Origin of the sequence: Chitinivorax tropicus, assembly GCF_014202905.1 — a bacterium.
Lineage (GTDB): Bacteria > Pseudomonadota > Gammaproteobacteria > Burkholderiales > SCOH01 > Chitinivorax > Chitinivorax tropicus.
This window is the reverse complement of the sequence record NZ_JACHHY010000023.1, coordinates 15,766-35,888: the sequence shown is the minus strand read 5'-3', so window position 1 is coordinate 35,888 and position 20,123 is coordinate 15,766. Positions and strand designations below refer to the sequence as shown.

Sequence of the window (20,123 nt, the reverse complement as noted above, 5' to 3'; positions counted from 1 at the left end):
AACAGCCAGCAGGAAGGGTCACCCAAACCACACCAACGGTACCCAGACCATGGCAGATGAAAGGGGGGAATCTTCTCCCCTTTTTACCCCAGCCCGTCAAAACCAGGAAGGTCATTTACACTGGCCTGCCAAGACTATCCGATGTGTTTTTCATTGAAAACCGCCGCCTGCTTAACATGACAAGCAACATGTTTTCAGGAATGCACCAAAAGAAAATGCCAGTCAGCTTGAGCTGACTGGCATCGTTCTGCCTTGGGCATTTCGAGCGTCAACCTGATGACAGGCTATGACGCACAGGCTTACAGCATGCCTTTTTCCTGCAGCAGTTTGACCATGGTCGAACCAAGCTCGGCTGGGCTGCGGGTGTAAGCAATACCGGCCTTTTCAAAGGCCGCAAACTTCTCTTCCGCTGTCCCCTTGCCGCCGGAGATGATCGCACCAGCATGGCCCATACGCTTGCCCTTCGGCGCGGTCACACCAGCGATATAGCCTACGATCGGCTTGGTGACGTGTGCCTTGGCGTATTCAGCCGCTTCTTCCTCGGCGGTGCCACCAATTTCACCGATCATGATGATGGCTTCGGTCTGCGGATCGTCCTGGAACAGCTTCAGTGCATCGATGTGGCTGGTGCCGGGAATCGGGTCACCACCGATACCGATACATGTGGATTGGCCCAGGCCTGCAGCGGTGGTCTGTGCAACCGCCTCATAGGTCAGGGTGCCGGAGCGCGATACGATACCAATGCGGCCAGGTTTGTGGATGTGGCCAGGCATGATGCCGATCTTGCACTCACCTGGGGTGATGATGCCTGGGCAGTTCGGGCCGATCAGGCGGGAACCGCTGGCCTCGACATAACGCTTCACCTTCAGCATATCCAGAGTCGGTACGCCTTCGGTGATGGTCACGATCAGCTTCACGCCAGCATCAACCGCTTCAATGATCGAATCCAGCACGAACGGTGCTGGTACGTAGATCACCGATGCATCGGCTTGGGTTTCACGCACGGCTTCCTTCATGGTGTTGAACACGGGCAGGTTCAGGTGGGTTGTGCCACCCTTGCCCGGTGTCACGCCACCAACGACCTTGGTGCCATAGGCCAGCGCCTGTTCCGAGTGGAACGTGCCATTTTTGCCGGTGAAACCTTGCACCAGCACTTTCGTATCTTTATTGACCAATACGCTCATTTCGAACTCCTAGTGTGCTGGTGGATTAAGCTGCTTTGACGGCAGCAACGATCTTCTGCGCGGCATCTGCCAGGCCTTGCGCAGGAATCAGCGTCAGGCCGGAGTCGGACAGGATCTTCGCGCCCAGCTCGGCGTTGTTGCCTTCCAGACGAACCACCACTGGCACGGTCACATTCACTTCCTTGACGGCAGCGATGATGGCCTCGGCGATCATGTCGCAACGCACGATTCCGCCGAAGATGTTGATCAGCACGCCCTGAACGGACGGATCAGCCAGAATCAGCTTGAACGCTTCGATCACGCGCTCTTTGGTCGCGCCACCGCCAACATCCAGGAAGTTGGCAGGCTGGCCGCCGTACAACTTGATGATGTCCATGGTGGCCATGGCCAGGCCAGCGCCATTCACCATGCAGCCGATATTGCCTTCCAGTGCGACGTAGTTCAGGTCGAATTCGGAAGCCTTCAGTTCGCGTTCGTTCTCTTGCGACTTGTCGCGTGCTGCAGCCAGTGCAGGCTGACGGAACATGGCGTTGGAATCGATGCCGATCTTGGCATCGACGCAGCACAGGCTGCCATCGCCACGAATCGCCAAGGGGTTGATTTCGAACAGGGCAAAGTCGTTTTCGACGAATGCCTTGTAAGCGCCCATCATCAGTTTGGTGAATTGCTTGATCTGTTCATCGTTCAAGCCCAGCTGGAAACCCACCTCACGCGCCTGGAACGGCAGCAGGCCCACCAGCGGATCAACGGTCACTTTCAGGATCTTTTCCGGAGTGTTGTGTGCCACTTCCTCAATTTCCACGCCGCCTTCGGTGGATGCCATGAAGGTCACGCGGCGGGTGGAGCGATCCACCACGGCACCCAGATACAGCTCACGCTGAACGGGGTACATGTCTTCGCAAACCAGCACGCTGTGAACGGGTTGGCCATTGGCGTCTGTCTGATAGGTCACCAGACGGGTGCCCAGCAGGTTTTTGGCCACTTCTGCCGCCTCATCAGCGGACTTGACCACTTTCACACCACCTGCTTTGCCACGGCCACCGGCATGGACTTGCGCCTTGATGACGGCAAATTTGCCAGCCAGCCCACGGAAGGCATTGGCGGCCTCTTCCGGCGTGTTGGCCAGAATGCCCTGTTGAACCGGCAAGCCATATTTGGCCAGCAGTTCCTTCGCTTGATACTCGTGCAGGTTCATTGCTTAATCCTTTTCTTGGAAGGAGTGAGGATTCAGCCCGGGGCGCTTGGCCCCCGGGCATGTATTTAGTTGTGGATGGCGCGCTTGTCGCAACCCAGTGCCGCTTCGTGCATGACTTCGGCCAGGCTCGGGTGAGCATGGACGATGCGGGCGATATCTTCGCTGCTGGCATGGAATTCCATGGCCACGACTGCTTCTGAGATCAACTCACCGGCCATCGGCCCAATGATGTGGACGCCCAGAATGCGATCCGTGTTGGCATCCGCCAGCATCTTGACGAAGCCCTGCGCGGCATTGAGGCTGTGCGCACGGCCATTTGCGGCGAACGGGAAGCTGCCTTTCTTGTAGGCAACCCCTTCGGCTTTCAACTGTTGCTCGGTCTTGCCGACCCAGGCGATTTCCGGCGCGGTGTAGATCACCCATGGAATGCAGTTGAAGTCGAGATGAGGCTTCTGCCCAGCAATACGCTCGGCAACCGCCACGCCCTCCTCCGAGGCCTTGTGCGCCAGCATCGGGCCACGTACCACATCACCGATTGCCCAGATTCCGGGCAGACCGGCATGGCAATGGTCATCCACTTCAACAAAGCCGCGCTGGTCGATGCGCAGGCCAACCTCAGGCGCAGCGATGCCGTTGGTATTGGGCACACGACCTACTGCCACGATCAATTTGTCCACTTCCAACAGCTGTTCGGCGCCAGCGCTGTCGGTGTATTTGATCTGAATGACCTTCTTGACCTTCTTGGTTTCGGTAATCTTGACGCCGGTCTGGATATTCAGGCCCTGCTCTTTGGTGAACAAGCGTAACGCCAGCTTGGACACTTCTTCATCCGCCGCCGCCAGGAATGAAGGCATGGCTTCAAGCACTGTCACTTCTGCGCCCAGGCGCTTCCAGACACTGCCCATCTCCAGGCCGATCACCCCTGCGCCAATCACACCCAGGCGCTTGGGCACTGCGGACAATGACAAGGCGCCGACGTTATCCAACACATCGACGTTATCGACTTCGATGCCAGGGATATAACGCGGGGTCGAGCCGGTAGCGATGATGACATGCTTGGCTTCAACCACCTCGGACGCATCACCACCCACCTCAACCAGCCACTTCTCATTTTCGCGCTTGAGGATCTTGCCGTGGCCGTGCAGGCTGGTGACCTTGTTCTTTTTGAACAACAGCCCGATACCCGTAGTGAACTGATTGACGATCTTCTGCTTGCGCTCCAGCATCTTGGCCACATCGACCTTGGCACCGGTCACGCTGATGCCGTGAATGGCAGCTTCATGCTGGATCTTGTGGAATTGCTCGGAGGACTCCAGCAATGCCTTGGATGGGATGCAACCGACGTTGAGGCAGGTACCGCCCAAGGCAGGTTTGCCATCGGCATTCTTGTTTTCATCGATGCACGCCACCGAGAAACCCAGCTGCGCTGCACGGATCGCCGCCACATAGCCGCCTGGGCCGGCACCAATTACCACGACGTCAAATGATTTGGACATGGATCATTCCTAATATGTCGAACTGGCATCCGGCATGCTGCCAGATGCAATGTACGCTGTATCAATGGATTGGCCGACGTCGCCACCCATGAGGTGCAAACGTCGGCCCGGATGATACCGCTGTTACAGATCCAGCAACAGACGGGCTGGGTCTTCGATCGCTTCCTTGATCGCCACCAGGCTCAATACCGCTTCACGTCCATCGATGATGCGGTGGTCGTAGGATTGAGCCAGGTACATCATTGGGCGAACGACGACTTGTCCGTTTTCCACCACGGCACGTTCCTTGGTTGCATGCATACCCAGAATGGCCGATTGCGGGGGGTTGATGATCGGGGTGGACATCATCGAACCAAAGGTGCCGCCATTGGAGATGGTGTAGGTGCCACCAGTCAGCTCTTCAATCCCCAGCTTGCCTTCTTGCGCACGCTTGCCGAAATCCGCGATCTGTTTTTCGATTTCAGCCAGGCTCAGCTGGTCCGCGTTACGGATGATGGGCACTACCAGACCACGCGGGCTGCCCACAGCCACGCCGATATCGAAATAGCCGTGGTAAACGATGTCGTTGCCATCAACCGATGCATTGACGATCGGATACTTCTTCAAGGCATGCACCGCTGCCTTGACAAAGAAGCCCATGAAGCCGAGCTTGATGCCATGCTCTTTTTCGAAGCGGTCTTTGTACCTGCCACGCAGCTCCATGACCGGTGCCATGTTCACTTCATTGAACGTGGTCAGGATGGCGTTGGTCTGTTGCGACTGAACCAGGCGCTCAGCCACGCGTGCACGCAGGCGTGACATCGGCACGCGTTGCTCAGGGCGGTCGCCCAGTGCCATGGCCACCGCAGGCGCGGCGGGCAACGGCGCAGCAGCGGCCTTGGCTGCGGCTTGTGGTGCAGCCTTGGGCGCGCTGATGGCGGCGGAGACATCTTCCTTGGTCACGCGGCCACCACGGCCTGTGCCTTCCACCTTGCCGGTGTCAACGTTGTTTTCGTCAGCCAGCTTACGGGCCGCAGGCATCACTGCCGCGCCGGCTGCCGGCGCTTCTGCCGCCTTGGGCGCTGCCGCTGGGGCAACGGCGCCAGCCTTGGCTTCGGTGTCGATCTGCGCAATGATTTCATTGCTGATTGCGGTGTCACCACCTTGTTTGATGATCTTCACCAACACACCCGCTTGCGGAGCCGGCAATTCGAGCACGACCTTGTCGGTTTCCAGATCGATCAGGTTTTCATCACGCTCAACATATTCGCCTTCCTTTTTGTGCCAAGCGACCAGCACAGCCTCAGCGACGGACTCCGGCAATTGCGGAACTTTCACTTCAATCAGCATCGTTTTCTCCGATTCTTGTTTCTTGTCGCAGGCAGCCCTGGCAGGCTGCCCGCCTCAACACTTGGTGGATCACTTCTTGATGACAATCGCTTCTTCGAGGAAGGCCTTCAGCTGGGCGACGTGCTTGCTCATGTAACCCACGGCAGGCGACGCGCTGGAAGGACGACCCGCGAAAGTCAGAGTCTGTTTCGAGCCCAGCGCCGCTTCCAGGCGGTGACGGATCGACAGCCAAGCACCTTGATTGCGTGGCTCTTCCTGAACCCACACCACTTCCTTGGCAGCGGTGAATTTGGCCAATTCCTCTGCAAAAATCTCGGTCGGGAAGGGGTACAGCTGCTCCAGACGGACGATAGCCACATCACTGACCTTGCGCTCCTTGCGGGCATTGACCAGATCGTAATAGACCTGACCGGAGCACACCACGACGCGCTTGACCTTCTTGGCATCGATGGCGGCATCGACTTCACCGATCACAGGGCGGAATGCGCCACCGCTCAGCTCGGACAGGTCGGACATCGCTTCCTTGGCTTTCAGCAGACGCTTGGACAACGGCACGATCAGCGGCTTACGATAAGCGCGCATCATCTGACGGCGCAATACGTGGAACCACTGTGCTGCAGTCGTCGGCATCACCACCTGCATATTGTGCTCAGCACACAGCTGCAGGTAACGCTCGACGCGGCAGGATGAGTGCTCGGGCCCTTGGCCATCGTAACCGTGCGGCAGGCTCATCACCAGGCCACAGTAACGGCCCCACTTGGTTTCGCCAGAGCTGATGAACTGGTCGATGACCACCTGGGCACCGTTGGCAAAATCGCCAAATTGCGCTTCCCAGATCACCAATTCGTTCGGCTCGGCAGAGGCATAACCGTATTCAAAGCCCAACACTGCCTCTTCGGACAAAATGGAGTCGATGACCAGGAAATTGGCTTGCTTGTCGGACAGATTGCGCAATGGCACATAGACGCCTTGGTCCCAGCGCTCGCGATTCTGGTCATGCAATACCGCATGACGGTGCGTGAAGGTGCCACGGCCACAATCCTGACCGGACAGACGCACGCCATAGCCGCTCTCCAGCAAGGACGCATAGGCCAGGGTCTCGGCCATGCCGAAGTCCAGCTGCGCCTCGCCACGGCCCATCTTACGACGCGCCTCGATGACATTCTTTTCCACGCCGGGGTGTAATTTGAACCCCTCAGGGATGGAGGTGACCTTTTCAGCCAAACGCTTCAGATCTGCCGCAGGCACGGTGGTATCAACCGGGTGCGCCCAGTGCGTGCCCTTGAAGGCGCTGAAGTCGATGGCGAAACTGCGCTGATAGTCAGACAGGGTGGTCTGCTCAACATGTTCACCACGGTCCAATGCATCGCGATAGGCCTTGATCATGTTATCGGGCTCATCACTCTTGATGATGCCCTCATTGACCAGCTTGTCCGCGTACAGCTTGCGGGTACCAGGGTGCTTCTGGATTTTCTTGTACATCATCGGCTGGGTCACGAATGGATCATCCGCTTCGTTATGGCCCAGCTTACGGAAGCACACCATGTCGATTACGACATCCTTGTGGAATTGCTGGCGGAAATCGAGCGCAGCCTGCACCACGAATACCACGGCTTCCGGGTCGTCGCCATTCACATGGAAGATCGGTGCATCGACCATCTTCGCGATGTCGGTACAGTAAAGCGTAGAGCGGCTGTCACGCGGATCAGAGGTCGTGAAACCGATCTGGTTGTTGATGATGAAGTGAACGGTACCACCGGTGCCATAGCCCCGGGTCTGCGACAACGCCAGGGTCTCCATGACCACGCCCTGACCGGCAAACGCTGCATCACCATGCAACAACACCGGCAGAACCTGGTCACCCGTGCGATCACCACGCCGTTGCTGGCGCGCACGCACGGAGCCTTCCACCACAGGATTGACGATCTCCAGGTGTGAGGGGTTGAATGCCAGCGAGACGTGAATCGGGCCGCCCGGTGTCGGGATGTCGCTGGAGAAGCCCATGTGGTATTTCACATCGCCCGAGGCCAGCTCATCGTTGTATTTGCCTTCGAATTCGGAGAACAGATCACGCGGCAGCTTGCCCAGCGTGTTGACCAGCACGTTCAGGCGGCCACGGTGGGCCATGCCGACCACCATCTCCTGTACACCCTTCTCCCCTGAGCGCTGGATCAGCTCATCCATCGCAGCGATCATGCTCTCGCCGCCCTCCAGCGAGAAACGCTTCTGGCCGACGTATTTGGTGTGCAGGTATTTTTCCAGCGTTTCAGCCGCAGTGATCTTGTTCAACACGCGCTTTTTCTTGCTGGGTGCGAATTCCGGGCGGGAACGGACGCTCTCGAAGCGTTCCTGTATCCAGTACTTCTGCTCGGAATTGATGATGTGCATGTATTCCAGGCCAATGCTACCGCAGTAGGTCTGTTTCAATGCATTGACGATCTCGGACAGCGGCGCCTGCTTGGCAATACCATGCAGCGTGCCACTGGCGAAGGTCACTGCCATGTCTTCTGCAGTCAGGCCGTGGGTGGCCGGGTCCAGCTCAGGAATCGCAGCAGTGTCGGAGCGACGGAGCGGATCGAGTGTGGCGTGGCGGTTACCCAGTATCCGGTAGGCACTGATCAGGCGCAACACTTGCAGCTGCTTCTGCGTGGCTGCCTGTTGCGAGGCTACGCTTTGCTGGGACGCAAAACGCGGGGTCTTGGTCAGCTGGACAAAAGACTGCTGGATCGGCAGGTGTGGAATATCGCGATCGGTAGCGCCGGGCAGTTGTTGCAGCTTGTCGAAATAATCACGCCATTCCGGTGTGACGGCCCCAGGGTCTGCCAGATATAACTCATACAGCTCTTCGACAAATGGTGCATTCCCCCCGAACAGGTAGGAATTGCTCATCATGGTTTTCATCATGGCGGTGTGCCCCCTTACAGGCTTATCAGTGGTTATTTCGACAAACAGCGACATGTCCTCCTCCAACGATCCACGTTGATGCTGAGGCCGAGATGCCTGCCCCGTCTTCATCTGAAACAAGACATCTCTTCACGACATATGCTGCTGGGGGTGGCCTTGGCCACCCCCACAACAGGTATTATCGGCGTGCGTCAACCTGCACGTAATCGCGGCGCTGTGCACCGGTGTAGAGCTGGCGAGGACGGCCAATCTTCATGCCAGGGTCGGCAATCATCTCGGTCCAGTGTGCAATCCAGCCTACCGTGCGAGCCAATGCAAAGATCGGCGTGAACATCGCAACCGGGATGCCGATGGCGGACAGGACGATGCCGGAGTAGAAATCGACGTTCGGGTACAGCTTGCGCTCGATGAAGTACGGGTCTTCCAGCGCGATCTTTTCCAGCTCCATGGCCAGCTTGAATTTCGGATCGTTGTGCAGGCCCAACTCGTTCAGCACCTCGTCGCAAGTCTGCTTCATGATCTTGGCGCGTGGGTCCATGTTCTTGTATACACGGTGACCAAAGCCCATCAGCTTATGGGTCTTGTTCTTCACGCCTTCCATGAAGGCTGGCACGTTCTCGACCGAACCGATTTCGTCCAACATCTTCAACACGGCTTCGTTCGCGCCACCGTGTGACGGGCCCCACAGGCAGGCAATGCCCGCTGCGATACATGCAAATGGGTTGGCGCCAGACGAGCCAGCCAGACGCACGGTCGAGGTGGAGGCGTTTTGCTCGTGATCAGCGTGCAGGATGAAGATGCGATCCAATGCCTTGGCCAACACTGGGTTGACCTTGTACTCGGCAACCGGTGTCGAGAACATCATGTGCAGGAAGTTTTCCGCGTAGCTCAGGCCGGCCTTCGGATAGGAGAACGGCAAGCCTTTGCTGTAACGGTAAGCTTGAGCTGCAATGGTCGGCACCTTGGCGATCAAGCGGAAAGCTGATACTTCGCGGTGATGCGGGTCGTTGATGTCCAGCGAATCATGATAGAACGCGGACAAGGCACCCACGACCCCTACCATCACAGCCATCGGGTGGGCATCGCGGCGGAAACCACGGAAGAAGTTGTGGATCTGGTCATGCAGCATGGTGTGGCGCAACACCATGTAATCAAAATCACTCTTCTGCTGGGCTGTCGGCAGCTCGCCATTCAACAAAAGATAGCATGATTCCAGGTAGTCGCTGTGCTCAGCCAGCTGCTCGATCGGGTAACCACGGTAGTACAGCTGACCCAGATCACCATCGATGAAAGTGATCTTGGATTCGCAAGCAGCGGTCGCCAGGAAACCAGGGTCAAAAGTGAACATCCCAGTCTTGGAGAAAGTGCGGATATCCACAACATCTGGCCCCAGTGTGCCTGGCAGCACCGGGAATTCCTGATTGCCTTGGCCGTCGTTGTAGCTCAGCGTGATTTTACGGTTTTCCATCTGGAAAGCTCCTAAGAGAGAGTCCTGTCATCCGGGCCATTCGGCCCGATAGTCGGGGTGTATGGTTAGTTATAGTGCCGGTCTGCAGCCGGCACCTGACTGTTCGACGTCAGCAATCCCGGATCTTCTGAAGAATCGCCTGGATATGTTCGTCCGGGTGGTCGGCAATACCATTTGCCAGATCCAATAAATCGTTGTCCGGCAGGAATAAGAGATCCTTATAGGATTCCAGTTCCTCTGGGGACAGCTTGTCCAGCCACTGGGCGAGGAATTTCTCCAGCATCAGATCCAGCTCAAGCAGGCCCCGCCGCGAACGCCAACGGATACGATCGAGATCACTCATCGGTTGGCCTGTCTACACTGCACGTTTGACCATCAGCTCTTTGATCTTGCCGATCGCACGTGTCGGGTTCAGCTCTTTCGGGCAGACGTCCACGCAGTTCATGATGGTATGGCAACGGAACAGACGATATGGATCTTCCAGATTGTCCAGCCGCTCACTGGTTGCACGGTCGCGCGTATCGGCAATGAAGCGATAGGCCGCCAGCAACCCGGCAGGGCCGACGAATTTGTCAGGATTCCACCAGAACGATGGGCACGAGGTCGAACAGCATGCACACAGAATACACTCGTACAGGCCATCCAGCTCCTTGCGGTCTTGCGGCGACTGCAGACGCTCGCGCTGCGGCGCTGGCTCATCATTCTGAACGTAAGGTTTGATCGAATGGTATTGATTGAAGAACTGGGTCATATCCACGATCAGATCGCGGACGACCGGCATCCCAGGCAGCGGGCGCAACTCGATGGGCTGCTTGAGGGTCGCCACATCGGTGATACAAGCCAGGCCATTTTTGCCATTGATGTTCATGGCGTCCGAACCGCACACGCCCTCACGACATGAACGGCGGAAGCTCAGGGTATCGTCCACGTTCTTGAGACGCATCAACGCGTCCAGCAGCTTCTTGTCGGAAGGCTCCAGCTCGACGTCATAGTCCTGCATATAGGGCTTGGCATCGACATCTGGGTTGTAACGATAAATGCTGAATTTGACTTTCATCTTGCTATCCTTCCGACCCGATTAGAACGTACGTTTGATGGGCGGAATGTGCTCCACCGTCAGCGGCTGGTTATGAACCGGCTTGTAAGTCAGGCTGCGATCTGCGGCGTAATACAGCGTGTGCTTGGTCCAGTTGGCATCATCACGATCCGGGTAATCGTCATGCGCATGCGCACCGCGCGATTCCTTACGTGCCTCAGCGGATACCAGCGTCGCCACGGCCACTTCGATCAGGTTTTCCAGCTCCAGCGCTTCGACACGAGCCGTGTTGAATACCTTGCTCTTGTCCTTGATCTGAGTGCGCTTGGCACGCTCGGCAACCTGCTTGATCTCGGTCACACCCAGCGCCAGGTTCTGGTCGGTGCGGAACACCCCAGCACGCGCCTGCACCACCTTCTGCATCTCGGTACGCACGACTGAGACTTCTTCGCCGCCGGTCTGGGAGTCCACCCGAGCCACGCGAGACAAGCTGAAATCAGCTGCGTTGGCAGGCAACGGCTTGTGCACGGTGCGTTCCTTGCGGATGAAATCGACCATGCTGTTACCCGCCGATTTACCGAACACCACCAGATCGAGCAACGAGTTGGTACCCAGTCGGTTTGCACCGTGAACCGATGCACATGCGCACTCGCCAGCCGCGTAGAAACCATTGACACGGACTTCAGGGTCGCCGTCCTTGGGCACGATGACCTCGCCCAGGTAATTGGTGGGGATGCCGCCCATCTGGTAGTGGCAGGTCGGAATGACTGGAATCGGCTCTTTGATCGGATCGACACCAGCAAATTTGATGGCGATCTCGCGAATCGATGGCAGGCGCTGTTTGATGATGTCCGGACCCAGGTGATCCAGTTTCAGCAGTACGTGATCTTTTTCCTTGCCACAACCACGGCCTTCCAGCACTTCCAGCTGCATGCAACGTGAAACGAAGTCACGCGGCGCCAGATCCTTCAGATTGGGCGCATAGCGCTCCATGAAACGTTCGCCATTCGAGTTCAGCAAAATACCGCCCTCACCACGCACGCCCTCGGTGATCAACACCCCCGCACCTGCCACGCCGGTCGGGTGGAATTGCCAGAACTCCATGTCTTCCAGCGGGATGCCCGCGCGTGCGCACATGCCCAGGCCATCGCCGGTGTTGATGAATGCATTGGTGGACGCCGCAAAGATCCGGCCCGCACCACCGGTTGCGAACAGCACGGCCTTGGCGTGGAGAATCATGATCTCGCCGGTTTCCATTTCGAGCGCAGTCACCCCAACCACATCGCCTTCGCTGTCTCGGATCAGGTCCAGCGCCATCCACTCGACAAAGAACTGCGTCTTCGCACGCACGTTGCGCTGGTACAAGGTGTGCAGCATGGCATGCCCCGTCCGGTCAGCCGCCGCACAGGCGCGTTGCACAGGGGTTTTGCCGAAATTGGCCGTATGACCGCCAAACGGGCGCTGGTAGATACGGCCCGAATCAACGCGGTCAAACGGCATGCCGAAATGCTCCAGCTCGATGACCGCATCAATGGCATTGCGCGTCATGAACTCGATGGCATCCTGGTCGCCCAGCCAGTCCGAACCCTTGACGGTGTCGTACATATGCCATTCCCACTTATCCTCCTGCACATTACCAAGCGCTGCAGAAATACCACCTTGCGCGGCAACGGTGTGGGAACGGGTTGGAAACACCTTGGAAAGAACAACGGTCTTCAGACCGGCTTCCGACAGCTGCAGTGCGGCACGCAGACCCGCACCACCACCGCCAACGATGACAGCATCAAATTGACGAATAGCGACGGTCATTACACACCCCACAGAACTTTAACGGAATACACGAAACAGCCTACCAGCCACAAAATCGTCAACACATGCAGTGTCAGGCGGACGGAGACGGGCTTGACATAGTCCATCCAGATGTCACGCACGCCCACCCAGGCATGGTAGAGCAGCGCAATCATGGTGACGGTGCTGAACACACGCACCCAGGTCTGCTGGAACAAGGCCTTCCAGCCCTCATAGCCCTGGCCGCTGGCGCAGAACAACAACGCAACCAGCACCACCACGTAAGCCAACATCAATGCAGCGGTGATGCGCTGCGCCAACCAATCTTTCAGGCCATAATGCGCCCCGACGACCACTCGATTTACCATAGCAGGCCTCCCACAATGACCGTCAGCAGCAGGCTGACGACGATGACTGCCTTGGCGGTATTCCGTGCCGTGTGCAATTCTGTCCCCTTGTGCATATCCAGCATCAGGAAACGCACGCCAGCACAGGCGTGATGCATGAAGGCCCACAACAAGCCAAGCAATATGATCTTGATCAAAGGATGTGCGACCACAGCCTTGTAAGCTTCAAATTGCGCTGCAGAGCTGAGCGAGCCCTGCAGCAGACAGATGATGAATGGAATGGCGAGGAACATCGCGGCACCACTGATGCGGTGCAAAATCGACACGATCCCCGGGATGGGCAGCCTGATCTTCGGCAGATCGAGGTGCTTGGGTCTTTGTTTTTGCATCGTTGATTCCCTTTTCAACGGCACGCAAGATGCGAACCGAGCTTCCCGCTTTTTAAGTAACGACGGCGCCGCAACAGCACCGCGTCGTCGCCAACCCTGACACGAACCACATCGCCCGATATTCCTTGTGGGCATTCTGACAACACAGCTTGCATGAGGGCCAAACTATGCAAGTTTAGCAAAAAACACCATCCCCATTCACCCGAAGCGTGCCAATATTTGATGCGTCGCATCAACGAAAGCCACTAACTCTCGCTTCCATAAGCATATTTATCCGTACACATCCAGCTGCGCCGCCACTCGACCGGGCGCTGCTCCGCCGCATACGCCACCCGGGTGACACACAGCAACGGCGTGCCACGCTCCACCCCCATCAAGCGCGCCTCATCCGCAGCAGCAGGCTCAGCCCGGATCTGCTCAGTGGTACGCACAACCCGCACACCGAACACGCGATGATAAAGTTCATACAGCGCCCCACCCACCTGGCGGATCTTCCGGCTATCCAAACCATCGAACAGCTCAGCAGGCAGCACCACATCATCCATCGCCATGACCTGGCCATTCAGTCGCATCAGCCGCTTCACAAAGATCACCGATGCACCACGACGCAATCTCAGCGCCGCCGCCACCTCTTCACTGGCATTGGCACGCATACAGGTCAGCAATTCAGGCAATACTGGCTCGATCAACACCCGGCCACCAAAACCAGGCACGACAAAGCCCGTGCGCTCCCACTCATCCTGGTAAGGCGATACAAAGGTGCCCTTACCCTGCCGACGGTACAGAACCCGCTCGCCAACCAGCGCATCCAATGCTTTTCTGACTGTTCCCTGACTGACGCCGAAGCGATCCGCCAGTTCAAACTCACTTGGCAACACATCATCATGCAGCCACTCTCCGGACTCCAAGGCCTCAATCAATAAACCCTTGATCTGCTGATAGAGTGGCAACCGCCGTGGCATGCTCGATTTCATATCGTATGCTTTTTACCATTACCCATATTTAACGTCTACACAAGTCTTATATAAGATACAAGACAAACAACACACCGCAACGCAACATTTTGAGTGTGTGCGGGTTTTCCTTTATGTTAGACTTTGCCCGATTCAGCACCGCAAAGCTCGCCGCTTTGCGACGCAGATCTCCGCAATGGCAGCTGGCCGATCAGAGCATTTCGTGCTATCCATCGAACATGCTTGCGCCGATCCAGCCAAGACTGCCGCGCAGGACTACCGCACAACCTCACGTTGTCATCTCGTTATTTCAGGAGTGAACATGAAGCGTCCAATCCGTGTTGCCGTCACCGGCGCCGCCGGCCAGATCGGCTACAGCCTGTTGTTCCGTATCGCCAGCGGCGAAATGCTGGGCAAAGATCAGCCGGTGATTCTGCAACTCGTTGAAGTGCCCGTTGAAAAAGCCCAACAAGCCCTGAAGGGCGTCATGATGGAGCTGGAGGACTGCGCATTCCCGCTGCTCGTCGGCATGGAAGCATTCGACAACCCACGCGCCGGCTTCAAAGACGTGGACATCGCCCTGCTCGTTGGCGCCCGCCCGCGCGGCCCCGGCATGGAACGCAAAGATCTGCTGCAGGAAAACGCCAAGATCTTCACCGAGCAAGGCAAGGCGCTGAATGACGTTGCCAGTCGCGATGTCAAGGTACTGGTTGTAGGCAACCCCGCCAACACCAACGCCTATATCGCCATGAAGAGCGCACCCGATCTGCCGGCCAAGAATTTCACCGCCATGCTGCGTCTCGACCACAACCGCGCATTGTCGCAACTCGCGGCAAAAGCCAATGTTGCCGTTGCTGACATCGAAAATCTGATCGTCTGGGGCAACCACAGCCCTACCATGTATCCCGACTATCGCTTTGCCACAGTCAAGGGCGAATCCCTGCAAGCCAAGATCAATGATGCCGCCTGGAACAAGGATACATTCATCCCCAAGGTGGGCAAGCGCGGCGCGGCCATCATCGAGGCACGCGGCCTGTCCTCAGCCGCATCCGCAGCCAATGCAGCGATTGACCACATTCGCGACTGGGTACTCGGCTCCAACGGCAAGTGGGTGACCATGGGCATTCCGTCGGATGGCTCCTATGGCATCCCTGAAGGCATCATGTACGGCGTGCCCGTCATTTGCGAAAACGGCGAATACAAGCGCGTAGAAGGCTTGGAAGTCGATGCATTCTCCCGCGAGCGCATGGACTTCACACTGGCTGAGCTGCTTGAAGAACGCGACGGCATTCAACACCTGCTTCCCTGATATCGGACAGCGTTGAATCCTGGCAAAAGGCGAATCATACGATTCGCCTTTTTATTTTCCACTGAACACACATGAAGCCCAATCGCACCCACACTAGGCCATCCCCCATTCCGAACCAAAAACATATGAAGTTACGGGAAAGCTATTGTGCCAAGACATGGGCTCTGGCATAATCCGCCCCTCGTTGTGCGACGCATCACCCTCAGCGAATTTTCAATGGCGGGCCTCCCCGCATTGCAAAGTGGTGAATCTGGTCAGGTCCGGAAGGAAGCAGCCACAGCCATTCATTGCAAGTGCCGGGGGTCAGGCTCGCCACCCTCCCTCATATTGCTCGCCGTGCTAACCGAGGCAGCATGCGTTGTAAAAATACAACAGATAGCACAGGGATGCGTGTTGAACAGGCCACATTAACCCCCTGTAAACAATAGCATTCGAAAAATGGCATAGCCCAACCGCATATTTTGCGCGCCTGTCTTTTCTGGCAGACAATTAACTTTTCATATTGAAATTGCCGCATTCCCCGGCTTTATTTAGAATACGTAACAGTTGGTTACGGCATGGCCATTGGTTTATGGAATCTGCATAGAAGTGCTTGAATCAACTAGCATGCCATATTATCATATGACAATAAAGGGACATTCAGGCAGGCACATGGCAGATCGGAGTGCTTGCCCGCATTGGCAGCTGCTGGATGTCACCCAAAACAAACCGATCTGGCAATTTTTGGGAAGCTGTGGCTAGTTTTCCTCATACTTGGATCAACAGGATTGGGCCTAACCATGAAACTCTTTGAAAAAATCGTCAACCCGCGTGAAATACGCCGCAAACTCGGGCTGAATCAACAAGAATTCTGGACGAAGATCGGCGTCACACAGAGCGGTGGCTCTCGTTATGAGAGTGGCCGCAACATGCCGAAACCCGTACGTGAATTGCTGCGCTTGGTGCATGTTGAGCAACTGGATCTGACCAAGGTCAGAAAAGAAGATTTCGATATCATCGATTATCTGCGCGAAACACATCCAGATCTGTACAAGAGCCTGAAAAAAGCTGTGAAAGCGCGCGAAAATCAGCAGCCCGTTGCCGCAGAAGAAAACAACTGATCTTTCTTTGCGCAACCATGAAACAAAATAGCCGACGAGAGTCGGCTATTTTGTTTTAAGCGTCATTTATGATCTATTTCGAATTTTCGCATGAAAGAATGTGATCTTCTGCTATTCGGCAGGTATATCTCCAAACGGAGAATAATACGACCGGATCAAGCCATGCGATATCAACCCAGCCGAAAGATGCCAGCATCTAGATGCTGAGTTTGACCTGCAACCCCAACTCTGCAATTTTATCCGCCAGCATCTGCATCCAGTCCGCATCACATGGCGACAGCCGAGCTGCCTCGGGCTGGGTGGATTGGCGAGCAATGCCATACAGCAGCACACCACCTAGCGCCACCCCGCCATCCCGCGCCTGCCTCAACAGTGCCAGATAGGCTTCGATCTCCTGATCATCTGGTGGCAATCCATCCAGTTTAAACATGCAGGTCTGCACCCATGTCGGACAGGACAACGCCGCCTGGCGCAGATGACGAAGCACGCGCTCTGGCATGGCATTCACTTGATTGATCAGGCTCATCTGCGCAGCCGTCCCACGATCCACCTTGAACCACACCTCCCCGCCCAATGCCCGCATATTGGCCAATCCCTCCCGCACCAGCGTTCGATTCATCAAGCTGCCATTTGTGATCAGCACCACCTTGATTTTGCCGAGCAGATCAAAATCCCGCATCACACGGCCAATCAACTGAATCACCTCATGGAAACAACTGGCGCTTGTCGGCTCACCATTTCCGGACAACGCAATATCATTCAGCCGGCGCGCCTCGGGCGGGACTTGGGTGGCCATGAAATCGCCGTTCATCACATATTCGATGAATGCTCTCAGCTCGTGCTCCAGCAAGACCAGATCAATGTCCGGCGCCCCGCCTCGCTTCAAATCGGGCACTTGGCAATACAGGCAACGCCAGTTGCAGGCGTTGTTCGGATTCAGGTTGATCCCTATCGACACGCCACCGGCACGACGGGACACCACGGGATACACATAGGTCAACCCGGCCACGTCACGATCATGGCGGGTGATGCTCAAAACCACAGGCTGCTGACTCACAGATTTCTTTTCTAATTGTTCAGATGTTTCAAAACCACTATCGCCGCGATCGGATCATCAGAATCGGTACATCGCTGATGCGCACCACACCCTCTGCTACACTGCCGAGAATCAGGTGATCCAAGCCGCTCCAGCCATGGGTGCCCATGACAATAATATCAGCCTGCCAGCTGGCCGCCTCCTGCACGATCAGGTTGGCCACCCTCCCCCCCCAGGTCTCGACAAGTTGTGTCTCCGCCTCGACCGCCAAGGCCTTGAGGCGGGCCTGTGCCTCCTGCAGCGTTTTACGCCCCGCATCTCGCAATGAGGCCTGGAGATCAGCCGTATCCAGAAACTCTGTTCCACCCCAGCTGAACTGGGCCAGATCCACCACGCTGATCAAGCGCACCTTCGCGCGCTGGTCCTGGGCGAACTTGATGGCCTCATCCAAGGCACGATGTGACGTTTCACTATCATCCACCGGAACCAGAATACGTTGATACATGTCACCTCCTTGCATGTCTGTGGAGGACAGGTCGCGCACCTCACCCTGCCTATCAAGTCAGCATACCTGCGAAGCGAACCCGGATGCAATTGCCGGATTGCTTTCCCTGATGCCGATCAAACCTCATCATATCGGGCGTTGCCGGTTGAAAAATGGAAGGGCAACTAATACACTGGGCTCATCCGTTCGTTTCATCACCCGTTTCATGGCTCGTATCAAACTTGAACTACCGGCACATGTCGATTTCGAAACCCGTATCCGACTTCGCATCGGCGATATCAACTACGGTGGCCATCTAGGCAATGATGCCGTGCTCAGCTTGATCCACGAAGCGCGCGTACAGTTCCTGGCTCATTTGGGCTATACCGAACTGAATGTGGAAGGCCATGGCATCATTCTGGCAGATGCCGCCGTGGTCTACCGGGCCGAAGCCTTTTATGGAGACGAACTGGCGATCAAGCTGGCGCTGGATGATTTCAATCGATATGGCTGCGATTTCTTTTATGGCCTGACTGAACTCAAATCAGGCAAGGAAGTCGCAAAAGCCAAGACCAACGTAGTATTTTTTGATTATGCGGCACGCAGACCTGTGGATATCCCGGCTGCATTCCTGAGTAGACTTTCCCAATCCAGAGGCGAAACAGCATGACCCCTTTACCCCAAAACAGCCCGGAAGCAATGGCTCGCATCCTCGCGATGCTGATGATGGCCGATGGCAATATGGATGATCGTGAACTTGAGCTCCTTGAAAAACTGAAGCTTTACGACATCATCGGTCTGTCGCGCAAGCAGTTCATTGAGGTGCTACACCAATACTGTGACGAGCTGGAGGCATCTGCAGAACAAGATGGCACCATCCATCTGGTTGACCGGGCGCGTATCGACGAGCTGCTGGATACCATTGACGAGCCCAAGAAACGCCTGTTGCTTTGCGCCATGGTGCTGGATCTCTCCAAGGCCGATGCGGACTTCAGCGAGGTGGAAATGGCCATTTTCACCCACATGCTGGATCATTGGCATCTGACGCTGGAAGACCTCGAAACCGCCTTTGCGGGCGAATAACACACCCACACCGGCCAAGCCGCACCCAACCCACGGGGAAATAGCGATCTATTTCCTCGCTCCCCCAACCCGGCATCGCATCTGCTTGCAAGCCAATCACATTGCTTTGAGCAGCCAACCACGTGCGCTACAATCGAGCGCTTGTTTGACCTCTCCAGACTCACTGACCATGACTCGATTTACCGGCACCAACTCCTATGTGGCAACGCCAGACCTGATGATGGCCGTCAATGCCGCCATGACACTACAACGCCCGTTGTTGATCAAAGGCGAACCGGGTACCGGCAAGACCATGCTGGCGGAAGAAGTCGCAGCAGCACTGGGGCTGCCGCTGATCCAGTGGCATATCAAATCCACCACCAAAGCCCAGCAAGGGCTTTATGAGTATGACGCGGTATCCCGCCTGCGCGACTCACAACTGGGTGATGAGCGGGTCAAGGACATTGGCAACTACATCGTCAAAGGCAAGTTGTGGGAAGCCTTTGAACATGACCAGCAAGCCGTGCTGCTGATCGATGAGATCGACAAAGCGGACATTGAATTTCCCAACGACCTGCTGCGCGAGCTGGATCGCATGGAATTCTACGTCTACGAAACCCGCCAGACGGTATCAGCCAGAACCCGCCCGATCATCATCATCACCTCAAACAATGAAAAAGAGCTGCCCGATGCCTTTTTGCGTCGCTGTTTCTTCCACTACATCCGCTTTCCCGACAAACCCACCATGCAACAGATTGTTTCGGTGCATTACCCCCACCTGAAACAAGATCTGCTGAAAGAAGCACTGGAGCTGTTCTTTGCTATCCGCGAGCTGCCAGGCATCAAGAAGAAACCTTCCACATCAGAGCTGCTGGATTGGCTGAAACTGTTGATGGCAGAGGACATTCCCCCCGATGCGTTGAAAAGCCAGGATGCCAGCCTTGTTGTTCCACCGCTTGCCGGTGCGCTGCTGAAGAACGAACAGGATGTCAATCTGTTCGAGCGATTGATTTCCATGGTCAAAGCGCGTCGTAACTGATTGC

General features: G+C 56.3%; 19 protein-coding genes and 1 other RNA gene. 6 read left to right on the top strand and 14 right to left on the bottom strand.

The window, feature by feature from the left end; translation table 11 throughout:
• Window positions 1-299: 299 nt before the first annotated feature.
• The 12 genes from sucD to HNQ59_RS16140 form a co-directional block, all read right to left on the bottom strand.
• The gene (gene sucD, locus HNQ59_RS16195) at window positions 300-1,184 is read right to left on the bottom strand and encodes a succinate--CoA ligase subunit alpha (protein WP_184041440.1); all 885 of its coding nucleotides are present in this window, start codon (window positions 1,182-1,184) and stop codon (window positions 300-302) included.
• A gap of 25 nt (window positions 1,185-1,209) precedes the next feature.
• The gene (gene sucC, locus HNQ59_RS16190; protein ID WP_184041439.1) at window positions 1,210-2,379 is read right to left on the bottom strand and encodes an ADP-forming succinate--CoA ligase subunit beta; all 1,170 of its coding nucleotides are present in this window, start codon (window positions 2,377-2,379) and stop codon (window positions 1,210-1,212) included.
• 65 nt (window positions 2,380-2,444) lie between these two features.
• Window positions 2,445-3,875, bottom strand: coding sequence for a dihydrolipoyl dehydrogenase (gene lpdA, locus HNQ59_RS16185; RefSeq protein ID WP_184041438.1), 1,431 nt, complete (start codon window positions 3,873-3,875; stop codon window positions 2,445-2,447).
• Between the two features lie 123 nt (window positions 3,876-3,998).
• On the bottom strand, window positions 3,999-5,204 hold the full coding sequence (gene odhB / locus HNQ59_RS16180) for a 2-oxoglutarate dehydrogenase complex dihydrolipoyllysine-residue succinyltransferase (protein ID WP_184041437.1): 1,206 nt from the start codon (window positions 5,202-5,204) through the stop codon (window positions 3,999-4,001).
• Window positions 5,205-5,273: 69 nt separating this feature from the next.
• On the bottom strand, window positions 5,274-8,108 hold the full coding sequence (locus tag HNQ59_RS16175) for a 2-oxoglutarate dehydrogenase E1 component (RefSeq protein WP_184041457.1): 2,835 nt from the start codon (window positions 8,106-8,108) through the stop codon (window positions 5,274-5,276).
• Between the two features lie 178 nt (window positions 8,109-8,286).
• Complete coding sequence (gltA, locus tag HNQ59_RS16170) at window positions 8,287-9,576, bottom strand: citrate synthase (RefSeq protein ID WP_184041436.1); 1,290 nt, start codon at window positions 9,574-9,576, stop codon at window positions 8,287-8,289.
• 109 nt (window positions 9,577-9,685) lie between these two features.
• Window positions 9,686-9,919: an FAD assembly factor SdhE gene (locus HNQ59_RS16165; RefSeq protein WP_184041435.1), complete on the bottom strand. Its 234-nt coding sequence runs from the start codon at window positions 9,917-9,919 to the stop codon at window positions 9,686-9,688.
• Between the two features lie 12 nt (window positions 9,920-9,931).
• Window positions 9,932-10,633 (bottom strand): succinate dehydrogenase iron-sulfur subunit, encoded by a 702-nt coding sequence (locus HNQ59_RS16160; protein WP_184041434.1) that lies wholly within the window; start codon window positions 10,631-10,633, stop codon window positions 9,932-9,934.
• A gap of 21 nt (window positions 10,634-10,654) precedes the next feature.
• On the bottom strand, window positions 10,655-12,421 hold the full coding sequence (gene sdhA / locus HNQ59_RS16155; protein WP_184041433.1) for a succinate dehydrogenase flavoprotein subunit: 1,767 nt from the start codon (window positions 12,419-12,421) through the stop codon (window positions 10,655-10,657).
• On the bottom strand, window positions 12,421-12,768 hold the full coding sequence (sdhD, locus tag HNQ59_RS16150) for a succinate dehydrogenase, hydrophobic membrane anchor protein (protein ID WP_184041432.1): 348 nt from the start codon (window positions 12,766-12,768) through the stop codon (window positions 12,421-12,423). Before sdhD ends, sdhA begins: the two co-directional genes overlap by 1 nt.
• The gene (sdhC, locus tag HNQ59_RS16145) at window positions 12,762-13,136 is read right to left on the bottom strand and encodes a succinate dehydrogenase, cytochrome b556 subunit (RefSeq protein ID WP_184041431.1); all 375 of its coding nucleotides are present in this window, start codon (window positions 13,134-13,136) and stop codon (window positions 12,762-12,764) included. The genes sdhD and sdhC overlap by 7 nt, the downstream gene beginning before the upstream one ends.
• 245 nt (window positions 13,137-13,381) lie before the next feature.
• Window positions 13,382-14,098: a GntR family transcriptional regulator gene (locus tag HNQ59_RS16140; RefSeq protein ID WP_184041430.1), complete on the bottom strand. Its 717-nt coding sequence runs from the start codon at window positions 14,096-14,098 to the stop codon at window positions 13,382-13,384.
• Window positions 14,099-14,411: 313 nt separating this feature from the next.
• Between HNQ59_RS16140 and HNQ59_RS16135 the strand changes: the two genes are divergently transcribed.
• The 3 genes from HNQ59_RS16135 (at window position 14,412) to HNQ59_RS16125 (ending at window position 16,498) form a co-directional block, all read left to right on the top strand.
• Window positions 14,412-15,398, top strand: a complete 987-nt coding sequence (locus tag HNQ59_RS16135) for a malate dehydrogenase (RefSeq protein WP_184041429.1) — start codon at window positions 14,412-14,414, stop codon at window positions 15,396-15,398.
• A gap of 218 nt (window positions 15,399-15,616) precedes the next feature.
• Window positions 15,617-15,715, top strand: an RNA gene (ffs, locus tag HNQ59_RS16130) — signal recognition particle sRNA small type.
• Window positions 15,716-16,177: 462 nt separating this feature from the next.
• A complete protein-coding gene (locus HNQ59_RS16125; protein ID WP_184041456.1) occupies window positions 16,178-16,498 on the top strand; it encodes a helix-turn-helix domain-containing protein in 321 nt (106 codons plus the stop codon).
• Window positions 16,499-16,694: 196 nt separating this feature from the next.
• Here the strand turns inward: HNQ59_RS16125 and HNQ59_RS16120 are convergent, their stop codons facing one another.
• Together HNQ59_RS16120 and HNQ59_RS16115 are read right to left on the bottom strand one after the other, a co-directional pair.
• Window positions 16,695-17,555, bottom strand: a complete 861-nt coding sequence (locus HNQ59_RS16120; protein ID WP_343074303.1) for a radical SAM protein — start codon at window positions 17,553-17,555, stop codon at window positions 16,695-16,697.
• 37 nt (window positions 17,556-17,592) lie between these two features.
• Window positions 17,593-18,039, bottom strand: coding sequence for a universal stress protein (locus HNQ59_RS16115; RefSeq protein WP_184041428.1), 447 nt, complete (start codon window positions 18,037-18,039; stop codon window positions 17,593-17,595).
• Between the two features lie 205 nt (window positions 18,040-18,244).
• Between HNQ59_RS16115 and HNQ59_RS16110 the strand changes: the two genes are divergently transcribed.
• From HNQ59_RS16110 to HNQ59_RS16100, 3 genes are all read left to right on the top strand, one after another.
• Window positions 18,245-18,688, top strand: coding sequence for an acyl-CoA thioesterase (locus HNQ59_RS16110; RefSeq protein ID WP_184041427.1), 444 nt, complete (start codon window positions 18,245-18,247; stop codon window positions 18,686-18,688).
• Window positions 18,685-19,101 carry a hypothetical protein gene (locus HNQ59_RS16105; RefSeq protein WP_184041426.1) on the top strand — a complete coding sequence of 139 codons (417 nt, stop codon included), beginning with the start codon at window positions 18,685-18,687 and terminating at the stop codon, window positions 19,099-19,101. The genes HNQ59_RS16110 and HNQ59_RS16105 overlap by 4 nt, the downstream gene beginning before the upstream one ends.
• Window positions 19,102-19,270: 169 nt before the next feature.
• The gene (locus HNQ59_RS16100; protein WP_184041425.1) at window positions 19,271-20,119 is read left to right on the top strand and encodes an AAA family ATPase; all 849 of its coding nucleotides are present in this window, start codon (window positions 19,271-19,273) and stop codon (window positions 20,117-20,119) included.
• Window positions 20,120-20,123 lie beyond the last annotated feature (4 nt).